The sequence below is a fragment of the Brumicola pallidula DSM 14239 = ACAM 615 genome, from assembly GCF_000428905.1.
GTDB classification, from domain to species: Bacteria; Pseudomonadota; Gammaproteobacteria; order Enterobacterales; family Alteromonadaceae; genus Glaciecola; species Glaciecola pallidula.
In genome coordinates this window covers 205,781-216,263 of record NZ_AUAV01000011.1, presented here as the reverse complement: position 1 = coordinate 216,263, position 10,483 = coordinate 205,781, and the positions used below count along the sequence as shown (strand labels likewise).

Genomic DNA, 10,483 nt, shown 5'->3' with positions numbered 1-10,483 from the left:
ATCGCTTGTTAGCCTGTGGAGAGTCGGCGCAGTCAGGCCGCTCTGTGAAGCAGGAACCCACCGAAGGTAGGGCGCAGAAGTTGCGTTCACCCGCAGGGATCCCCGCCCTTTAGGGCGGGGAGGATGTCAATTACGTTTATATATTACTTACGTTTATATTTTTCAAACCAAGCAATGATGTGACCGACCTTTTGAATTAAATGACTTGGACGCGATGCAATACCATGCGAAGCACCTGGAATACGCACCATGGCTGAATCAATTTGGCGTAAACGCAGTGCTTGGTAATATTGTTCAGTTTCACTTATTGGCGTTCTGTAATCGTCTTCACCAGTCAATAGCATGGTAGGTGTCGTCACGTTTCCTACCAGTGACAATGGTGACCGTTTCCACAGTTTATCACTAATATTCCACGGCATATCTTCCATCCAATATTGTGTGAAGAAAGGATAGGCATCGGCGGTCAACGCAAAGCTTAACCAATTGATTACTGGCTTAGCAACAACTGCAGCGGCAAAACGGTTTGTTTTACCGATACTCCATGCCGTTAAGACACCACCACCAGAGCCGCCCGTAATAAATAGATTCTTATCATCAATGAAACCTTTTACAACACTCGCATCAACTACATCCATTAAGTCATTATAATCTTCGGAAGGATAGTTGTGGTGAATTAGGTTGCCAAAATCTTCGCCATATGACGAGCTACCTCTTGGGTTAGACCAAACAACAACATAGCCTTTCGCGGCCATCAACTGCACTTCCATACTGAATGTCTCAGCATAAGCAGCATGAGGACCGCCGTGGATCTCAAGAATTAAAGGATACTTTTTGCTTGGATCAAAGCTTGGTGGGTACGCAATCCACGCATCAATCTTGCGTTGGTCTACCGAGGATATAACATCAAATTTTTCTACTTTTGCTAAGGTTAAATGCCCTAGTGCATCTTCATTCAATGAGGTGAGACGTTTCGGACGTTTATTATTGCTCATCAAAGCAAGATCGGCGGGGCGTTGACTATCGTTAATGGTGTAGACGATTTCATCCTGTGCTGATACATCGAACTCTCCAGAAGTATATGGCCGACCTAAGGCTTGACTACCTAATCTGGCGGGGAGTTCTTTTATTTTTCCACCCACGCTAACGTAGGCTAACTTAGTTTCAGCTTCATCAAGGTAACTAAAGTAAAGTCCTTTACTATCATCTGCCCATTGCACTGACCCAATTTGACGATCTAATGTGGGTGTTAATGAAGCGGCAGGTTTATCAGAGTCGAGGGCTTGTAGCATTATTTGGCTAACTTGATACGACAGTTTTCTATCATTTACCCATTCATACGCAAGATATTTGCCATTTGGGCTAACCAATGGCGCAGACTCAGGGCCTTTTTCGTCAGTGACTGATTTAAGCGTACCAGCGTCAACTTCAACGCGGTAGATGTTGCTTTCATAGGGTAATAGCGCCCAATTTTCATCACGGTTTGCTGAGAAATAGATTGCTTTGCTATCGGTCGACCAGCTAAGTTGCCCACCATGATTAAATTTATCTAAAGTAATTTGGCGTGGTGTTCCACCTTCGGCTGACATTACATAAATTTGCTGGAAGCCGGGATCATTAAAACCATCGCCGTCACTTCTATATTGTGTGGTATCAATATATTTTGCGGTCTCTGCCCACTTAGCATCTTTTGGCATTTTGGGCATGTCTTTGAATAGGGTTGTTGCTTGCGTTGATGTGAACATCGTAAATGCTATTGATTTGCCATCGGGTGACCAGGTTAAATTTGCCGGACTAGATTGCAAACTACTGAGCTTCGCAGTACGGTTAGTTTCCATCCATCTGACGAAAATTTGTGGTTTGCCATCTTGTGCTGACAAATACGCAAGTCGTTTACCATCTTCTGAAAATCTTGGCGAGTAATAGTTATCTCCATCAGCTAATAACGGTAAATGTTGTTGCGTTTTTAGATCATAAGTCCACAGCTGAATTTGACTGCGGTCATTCATAATATTCATTGAGCGGCGTTCATAAACAAGCATTTCTTTGCTGGGATGAAAAGTAGGGGAGGCTGCATATTCTAGTTCAAATACATCCGCATAATCCACAACAGAGGTGCTTGGCAGAATATTCCTGTGTGCTGTTTTCTGTTCATCTGCGTTTAGTGCACTGATATTAAAAGTAGCCAATCCTAATACAGACACAGCAATACAAAGTGAGATCCGTTGAAATCTCATAATAGACCTTTTTATCATTATACTTTCCTTAATATACTTCTAAAAACTAACAACACTAATCTAAACCTATTCATAGCGTAGTATAGCGTTATTCGGTAATACTGTCGTTATTTGAATTTATTTTCAAGCACCTCGTTAAATGATAGTAAAAACCCATCAAACCTTTTCATATTTATAGTTATACAGCGTTACTTTGTATTATATGAGGGCAATAAGATGCGAACAACTAACTCGCAAGACCAGAGTACACAGGCCATGACAGAGGTTGCTTTAGCACTTTCTATGGCATTTTTTTCGCTACTGTTGTTAGCCTTAGTTTCTATTGGGGTGCCTCAACCGATTGATAATACAGAGCAGGAAATGCACACCACAGTTCCTGCATTTGTATTGACTGAATCAACCCAAACTAAACAGAGCACCGAGGGCAAAAAACAACCCACTAAAATTCAATATGTCTTTTATTATGCGGCAAACCTTTATGATCAAAATTTGATGCAAACCCAAATTAGTAAGCTCAACACTATGCAAAAATTAGTACTTGCTATGCCCATGGATACGGACGTGATCCAGGCGTTGAGCTTGCAAAAAAAGTTCAAAGACTTCGATTTATCTTTGACCATAATGGATAATGAATGGTTAGCTGCGTTCGAGTCTAAAATGTAAGCGATTTATGAATACCTCAACCCGTTTTATAAACACCAATCAGTACATGAAAATGTTTGCATTGAGCCTGCTAAAGACTAAGCCTAAAATAGGCTTAGTCTTTAGTTTGACGGTAATTGTGATTGCTTTGATTATTATACTAATCCGCACTTTTGTTTTTGTTTACAATATTCAAGATACAGCTTTGGTGTATAAATCTAAATATGCAGATCGTCAAAAACACAGATCAGAGCCGGCGAATAAACGTCACTTAATTGCCACATTGCAGTCAATTAGAATGCATAACGTGACAAGATATCAACGCTTCTCTGAGCAGAGCAAGCAATTGACTCAAAACATGGGCCAAGAATTACAATTGCCACATACCTTGCTGTTAAATACCATTAAAGCCCACAGCAAGAGTGCACAGCCTTCTGAAGCCATCACCAGTGCGGTTGAACCAGTTCGACAGGGCTGGTGATTTTCCTGTTAAATGGACTAATTCTCTGTGCGTCATATCACCTCAAGGTTTAAGTAAACTCATTGCTCTCAGCAATTTAGTTAAGCGATTACTTAATATAAAAAGTCGGAGCAATAATTGCATAATATTTTAGGTAGTGTTATTACAACAGTCGCGAATACGTCACACTAAATTAATTTTGTGGCTTATATTTTTGTTTTTTTATTCCAATAGGGCAGGCTTAATAATAGTCATGTTATGAGAATTGATTTGCGCTCACAGCCACATCTACTAAGTTTGGGACTGAATTTTTGTTAAAAAGCATTGGAAAGTACAAGGTGAAGGGACTGATAGCGCGAGGCGCGCGCAGTCAAGTTTATTTGGCTCAAGATCCTCATCTATCTGTACAGCTTGCTATTAAGGTGTTTGATTGTCAGCTATTTGATAATCAAAATAGTGATGCATCAGTGGAGCAACATAAAATAAAGAATTGGCAAGCAGATTTTATCAGTGAAAGTAAAATTCTACACCAGTTATCATCTGCTCCGCATGTTGTCTCGTTTATGGAGTTTGACTTTACCGACACCAAACAACCTTATATCGTGATGCCATACTACAAGCGCTCATTGGCAGACTTGTTGGGTTCGCAAAACAAACTAAGCATGCATAAAACACTGCTCATTGCGCAGCAAATATTAACAGGCCTGCGGTACATTCATGAGGCGGGGTTAGTTCACCTTGATATCAAGCCGGCGAATGTTTTACTAGATGATAATGATCAAGTTCAAATCGCTGACTTTGGTACCTCGATATCTAAGGTAACGCCAGCAATTAAACATGCTAGTAATTTGTTTAAACGTGGTATCGGCAGCCTATATTATGCTAGCCCAGAGCAATTAATAGATGCCCAAAATAGCACGACGAAAAGCGATATTTATGCGGTCTCAGCCCTTATGTATCGTTGTTTAACCGGCGGGCACTACAGTGAAATAAAGCAGCCGGTAAATATTGTTAATCCAAATATTGACCATGAAGTTAGCCAAGTTATTGAGCTTGGATTATCCTCAGAGCCAAAGCAAAGACCTGCATCAGCCAAGCAAATGGCGCTCACGATTGAGAATATCCTTGCAAAATGTGCCACTCAAATTTATGCAAGTGGGCGTGAGCAATCCGATGATCCTGAAGCCACTCGAGTATGGGAAAGCCATTCGACGATCAACAGTAATGTTAACAAAACTGATAACAACAGGATAAAAGCACTTGAACTGAGTATTCAGCAAACACTATTAAAACAAGGCGAAATTAATGAGTTTGACTTTACTCGATTTGCCTTGCTAGCTGAAGCTGAGCTGCATCAGCAATATTCGCCTCAATGGTTGGCTCAGTACATTGCTCAAATCCAGTCTCAGTTAGCACGTCAAGATAATAAAGCCGCCACACTTTTTTTGTGGATAGAACAAGTCAATCGAGCAATAAGTAGCGCGACGATAGATAATAAATGCAGTCTGACAGATGCAGACCAGAAAAAGCTAATAGCCTTAGGTAAATCTACTCTGAACATACCGGCGCAAGAGCTAGCCAGCATTATTGAATGCAAGCTCTTAGGCAGAAATACTCAACATAGCCCAGCAAACCAAACAACCCGCAATAGAGCACGAGGACGCTTTGTCTGCGCAGTGATTATTATAGCTTGTGCGCTGATAATACCTTGGTGGTTGCAGTCTTTTAAGACAAGTGGATCGTCTCTTGGTAATGCAGAATTAACGGATATAGATGGATATGCAGGTGAGCAGGAGCAACTACTCGCCAGTCTGCTAAAAGACGACACTCGCCAGCCTAAAAATAGTCAAGAAAATGTTATCAATGATATATCAGAAATCCAAATCAAAGACAGCCTGGCTGTAGATATACCGATAAGCAACATCGACGTAATTTTGCAGATCCAGCCCCAAGATGCAGATGTAGTACTGCAATCTATGCAGGGAATACCGGTCAGTAATAGTAGCGTAAAACAAGGTGAATATTGGTTGCGAGTTAGTAAAAATGGTTACCGTACGGTGACTAAGAAGATTGATATTACAAGCAATACCTACATTATTAATGAAGAACTTGAACTGTCAGATTCCCGATACTTTATTGGCAATACGGATAAAACCGTCGCTGACGGTATAGCCGTTGAATTTATATTACTGCCGGTAATACCGTCAACGTTGCAAAATCTAGACGCAAAGGCCACTAAGGCCGCGTATTCCCGAATTCGTATAATGTCATTTGAGGTTACTAACCAGTTATATGGCGCTTGCGTTGATGCTGGGAAATGTGCGACGTCAAAAACGCTATCAACAGATCCTCGCTATCGTACTTTTTCTTTGCCCGAGCATCCGGCGATGAATGTCAGTTGGTTCGATGTTAATGAACAGTTTATTCCTTGGTTAGCTGAGCAAACAGCCACACGCTTGCGCTTACCGACTAAGGTAGAGTGGGAATTTGCGGCGGCGGCTTCATTAGACAATACAGCGAAAAAATACAGCTGGGGCGCAAGAATGCAACTCAATAAAGCACATTGTAAGAACTGTAATGTGAGTAACGAGGTCAGTGTCAATACCACAATGCCGGTGCAAAGCTTTGCCCCAAATGATTGGCAGATATTTGATATGCATGGCAACATACAAGAATGGACATCGACATGTCCAAAGCCTTATATAGCAAAAGCGTCACACTCTACCTTGCAGCCTCGTTGTGATTTAGCTGTGGTTAAAGGCGGTTCTTGGTTGAGTGATACAAATCAGCTAGCTATTTCAGAGGATGATTTTTTAAACAAGACGATCAAGTCGCATACCACAGGCTTTAGGCTAGTTGAGGAAATACATGAATAAAGTAGTGTGTTTTTTACTTATGGCTTTGCTTATGTTGGCTACTCAATATCATCGTCATTCTTTGGCGTCATCCTTATTAATTGAAGGCAGCACCCTGCATAATGTGTTGCAGGGCAAAATAAATAATAACAGCAGCTTCATTATACCAAAATTGCCGGCACTTGCAGAGCGTAATTTACCGCCGTTAGCGACACCAATAGCAAGTACAAAAAAGCGCTACACTTATAAGTTAACACTTGTTAATTTCACTCCCCAAGAGCTTGATATTGTCTCCTCAATGTTACTTTCTAGTACAGATGACGTGAACACGAGATTGCTGGATGAAAAAACAACACTGCATTTTTTGGGTTTGTTTTTACCGAGTAAAGAGATCACATTCGAGCTTTCTACTATACTATCGCCAAGCCAATTCCGGGAGCAAATGTCGCTCCTATTTAAACGCATGAATGTTGAGGTTTCCTCACTATTTATAAACCAAGATAATCTATTTAAAAGCACGAGAGCTGTTTCTGCCTATTCAATACAGTTGGTTATGTTTTGGAGCGCTTTGGTAATACTAATGATATTGCTGACATTGTTGGCATTTTGGTCTTGGGTCCAATTTAAACTAAATTGTTATGAGTCAAATAATCAGAGTGCAAAATGGGTTCGATTTGTACATATACTTAGACTCATTCCAGTGCCATTTTTATGCCGTAATAAATGGCAGAAGGAATTATCATACTGGCAGAAGCGAGTCAGCCAGGCCGATATTTGGTTTGATAACGCGCAGCGATTATTGCAAAATAATGAAATTGAATCGGCCCACATTTTTGTTAAAAAAGCACTCGAAGATAATGCGTCAAATATCACTGCACAAGCACTGGAGGTAACAATTGCCGAGCAACTATATAAATATCAAGTTATTCAAGATGAACGCGAACAGTTTAAAAGTCGGGTATCAAAAGCGGTTGAATTAGCGCATGCGGGTAAGGTCTTTGCTGCGTTAGAGCAAGCTTACAGTGCGCTTGAATTATGCCAGCGACAAGCTGGTGTCAATCGTCCACTAGTTGACTTGCAAATTGAGTCTACTAAAAACTTAATCCATCGTATTTCAACTAATCAAGGACAACGATGTGAAGGCATTATTTTAGCTTCTAGGGAGCACAAAATACACATTAATTGCGCTCAATCGATGCGAATTGGTAGAAGCATTCCCAAAGCGCAAGGTGACACTAGCGCAGATGTTACCTTGCCACAAGATACGCTTTCTCGAGTGCATCAGGGTATTATTATTGTTCGTCAGATAAACGGTTTTACAATTCAGGATTTAGGCAGTACCAATGGTATGTGGCTGCAATATCGAGCCTGTGAAAATAACCAAGAATACATTCTAGCTGAGATGGACCAAATTTACCTTTCGCCCCCAGACGAGCTTGGCAGCATCGGTTTTCAAGTGAGGTATCTTGGGACAAATCAGAGTATCGCTTTGGATTTGTGTCAAAATGCGATGATACCTGCCGTCAGTTTTTCGTCTGCGAAAAGCTTTCTCAATCCGTCAGAGTATGCTGGTCATCGCTGGTATTTAAGTAATGAAAATTTTTATCTAATATGTTCACTCAATAAATATATGTGGTATAGCGAGTCACAGTGGCGAGCCAGTCAAGCGCAACAAGAAACTAAGGCAGACATTAATGAAGTCCTGAAAATTGAACTGAAAGGAGAAGTTTGGTTACACTTATCAAGTCAAACCTGTGATGTAAAAATTGATAATACGAGAATTTTAGGACCCGTGCCTTTGCCGCTAAAAAGTCAACTAAGTGTAAATGGTTTTGTTATCGATATGCTACTTATAGCGGCGCAAGTTGTCGACAAATCAGTGAAAGAAATGCTATATGACTAATATTATTGAGTACGGTGTTAGTCAAGTGCTACAAGCTGAATTTGACATGCTCAGAGAAACCTTATCAATGCGCGAATACCAAGGAGGGCGAAATAAAGAGCAAAATAGAGAGCAAAATAGAGAGCAAAATAGAAAACAAAATAGAAAACAAAATAGCGGGCGAGATAATGAGCTGAATAAAAAGTACGCTGCAAAAACCATTGATAAGCTTGCGCAATATGTCCTTTGCCGAAATTACGGTAAAGCGTGTTTAGAACTGGCTTATTTATGCTGGCCTATTGTTCGTCATCAGGATTATAGCAAGGGTTTATTGGATTTTTTCTGGATACAAGAAGCGATTTCACCCAGTCGCTTTAGAAGTAGTCTTTACCCCCTTACGCAACACGATCTTCATGCACCCTCAGTGACGTTGGACCAGGTGGGCTTAGTTATCAGTGATGCAAAACAAGATTTCACTGTTAGCGCATCCAGAGTCATGCTCTTGAGTGCCTTGCTAGAATTGTTGGTTGGTAATATTCCAAACATCATAGAGGACATCGAAACACAGCTGTCTGGGGCCGATAGCAAGTGTGTGGGAAAATTAGCAAAATATTTACAAAAGAAGCTTTACGAATTTTTAAAATTACATCTGCCCACGGCTAATCTGCAACAAAAATACCGTTATATTCATCAATGGATAGGCGAAAATGGCGATGTAGAAAAGCTCAATGATGAAGCTGTACTGAATTTTTGGATCTCAGCTACTAATGTACCTGGATATGTGAAATTTGAAAACGTGTTAGTCGATATTGTTGACTATCAGTTTGCTTACGAACAAGTCAAAGTCGCCCGTGAAATCTCTTTTAGTCAATCTGATTTAGAGCACACGAGTAGTCAGAGTATTACGCCTGACCTTGAAGAGGATCAGGCTGCTTGGTTATACGAAACTATTTTTGAATTAAGTGAAGATATAATTACGCCGCCAATCTGGCTCGTTGATAAGCCCAAATTCATGACCAAAAAAGAGTATACATGCGTGGCGCTGTTATTTGGTTTGCGCCGCGCGGTTACTCAGTTTCCTTTATCTGTGATGCGAAGCGAAGTGTTTGGTGAATGGCAGAATTTAATTATTCAACAAACCAGAGATAAAAGTGACGTGTTAATTGATAGGCCAAAGCAAGATTATACGACTTATTTTGGGCGTCTAAGTGACTGGCGTAAACAAGCTGGGAATACACTTTTATGTTGCGCCGCCGTATTGTATGAACATAAAGATGTTAGATGCTTGGGGTTATTATCACAAGGTGTTGCCTTGATGATTGAACGCCAAGAGAGCCAAGATTTTAGTCATATGTTGCAACGTTTGGTGAGTACGCTAGAAAATAGTGAAAATAAACCGGAGCTTACATTTACGCATATTAGCCGGTGGTTGTTGCAATCAAAAACGCTCAATAATTTTTTTTCGTTAGCAAAAAAGACCCTCGCAAAGAATAATCGGGTGGGGTTTAAAAGCAACAAAGACTTCCATGAACTCGATATTTATGAGCAAGGAGGCGAACAAATAGTGCAAGGCGGCAAGCTTATTCATGATTTAAACCAGGCGGTCTTTCAGCAATTAGCAAATAAAAACAGTGAACTTGTTACACTTGAAATATTTTTTACCTCAGATCTTTTCATATTCAAAGGTGAATTGGAAAAAAGGCATGGGCTAAAGCATGAGTAAAAAACAAAGTAACAGCAATACTAATGGCGCTTCTAATGTTACGACTAACAGCACTATTGGTAAAAATAATGAGGTAACAAAAATACCTCCATTGGATCCTAAACAAGCTGCTATCTTTAACGTTAAGCAACAATATAAGCGTTTGACCGGCGTTGCTCCGGTAGCTCAAGTTAGCGTAAATGGGGAAGGCGAGGAGCAGGTAATAGCATTGCTGACTCGACGTATCCCATTTGCTGAATTAGTCCGCTGCGCTTGTTTTCCGTTTTCTACAAAGTCGCAAAAATTGATGCCTGTTATTAAAAGCAACGCAAGTTTGTATACCCAATATGAATGGGTATTAGGTAAAATAAGCTTCGCCTCAAGTGGTGAGCAAGTTGCCGCCAGTTCGGATAGTCAAATAATGTCGAGGAAGACTGCGCATTTTGATTTTCAAATAAAGCCTGATAAAAGCAATAACAAACAAGTGTATCTATTACTTAGCTTGAAACAGACGCAAGCAAACACCTCACTGTACGATAAAGGTGTATTTTTACATTGTATGCTTAAAAACCAGTTTAAAGTGCTGCATTTTGAATTCGTACTGGACGCACAAGCACAGATTATTATTGAAAAAGACAGTGCCACTTATCATCTAATAACTAGCCCCAATACAAAATTGTATTTATGCTAATAAACGTTATCAATCAA

General features: G+C 40.4%; 7 protein-coding genes. 6 read left to right on the top strand and 1 reads right to left on the bottom strand.

Annotated elements, in window-relative coordinates; all coding sequences use genetic code 11:
* Nucleotides 1-143 precede the first annotated feature (143 nt).
* Nucleotides 144-2,252 (bottom strand): S9 family peptidase, encoded by a 2,109-nt coding sequence (locus G399_RS0103715; RefSeq protein ID WP_226988977.1) that lies wholly within the window; start codon nucleotides 2,250-2,252, stop codon nucleotides 144-146.
* Between the two features lie 198 nt (nucleotides 2,253-2,450).
* On the opposite strand from G399_RS0103715, the gene G399_RS0103710 reads away from it, so the two are divergent.
* The 6 genes from G399_RS0103710 (at nucleotide 2,451) to G399_RS0103685 (ending at nucleotide 10,466) form a co-directional block, all read left to right on the top strand.
* A complete protein-coding gene (locus G399_RS0103710; protein ID WP_006012173.1) occupies nucleotides 2,451-2,897 on the top strand; it encodes a hypothetical protein in 447 nt (148 codons plus the stop codon).
* A gap of 7 nt (nucleotides 2,898-2,904) precedes the next feature.
* The gene (locus G399_RS0103705) at nucleotides 2,905-3,357 is read left to right on the top strand and encodes a hypothetical protein (protein ID WP_006012175.1); all 453 of its coding nucleotides are present in this window, start codon (nucleotides 2,905-2,907) and stop codon (nucleotides 3,355-3,357) included.
* Nucleotides 3,358-3,647: 290 nt separating this feature from the next.
* Complete coding sequence (locus G399_RS0103700) at nucleotides 3,648-6,212, top strand: bifunctional serine/threonine-protein kinase/formylglycine-generating enzyme family protein (protein ID WP_226988978.1); 2,565 nt, start codon at nucleotides 3,648-3,650, stop codon at nucleotides 6,210-6,212.
* Nucleotides 6,205-8,094, top strand: coding sequence for an FHA domain-containing protein (locus G399_RS0103695; protein ID WP_006012179.1), 1,890 nt, complete (start codon nucleotides 6,205-6,207; stop codon nucleotides 8,092-8,094). The genes G399_RS0103700 and G399_RS0103695 overlap by 8 nt, the downstream gene beginning before the upstream one ends.
* Nucleotides 8,087-9,796, top strand: coding sequence for a hypothetical protein (locus tag G399_RS0103690; protein ID WP_006012180.1), 1,710 nt, complete (start codon nucleotides 8,087-8,089; stop codon nucleotides 9,794-9,796). Before G399_RS0103695 ends, G399_RS0103690 begins: the two co-directional genes overlap by 8 nt.
* On the top strand, nucleotides 9,789-10,466 hold the full coding sequence (locus G399_RS0103685; RefSeq protein ID WP_006012182.1) for a hypothetical protein: 678 nt from the start codon (nucleotides 9,789-9,791) through the stop codon (nucleotides 10,464-10,466). The genes G399_RS0103690 and G399_RS0103685 overlap by 8 nt, the downstream gene beginning before the upstream one ends.
* The last annotated feature ends 17 nt before the right edge of the window (nucleotides 10,467-10,483 follow it).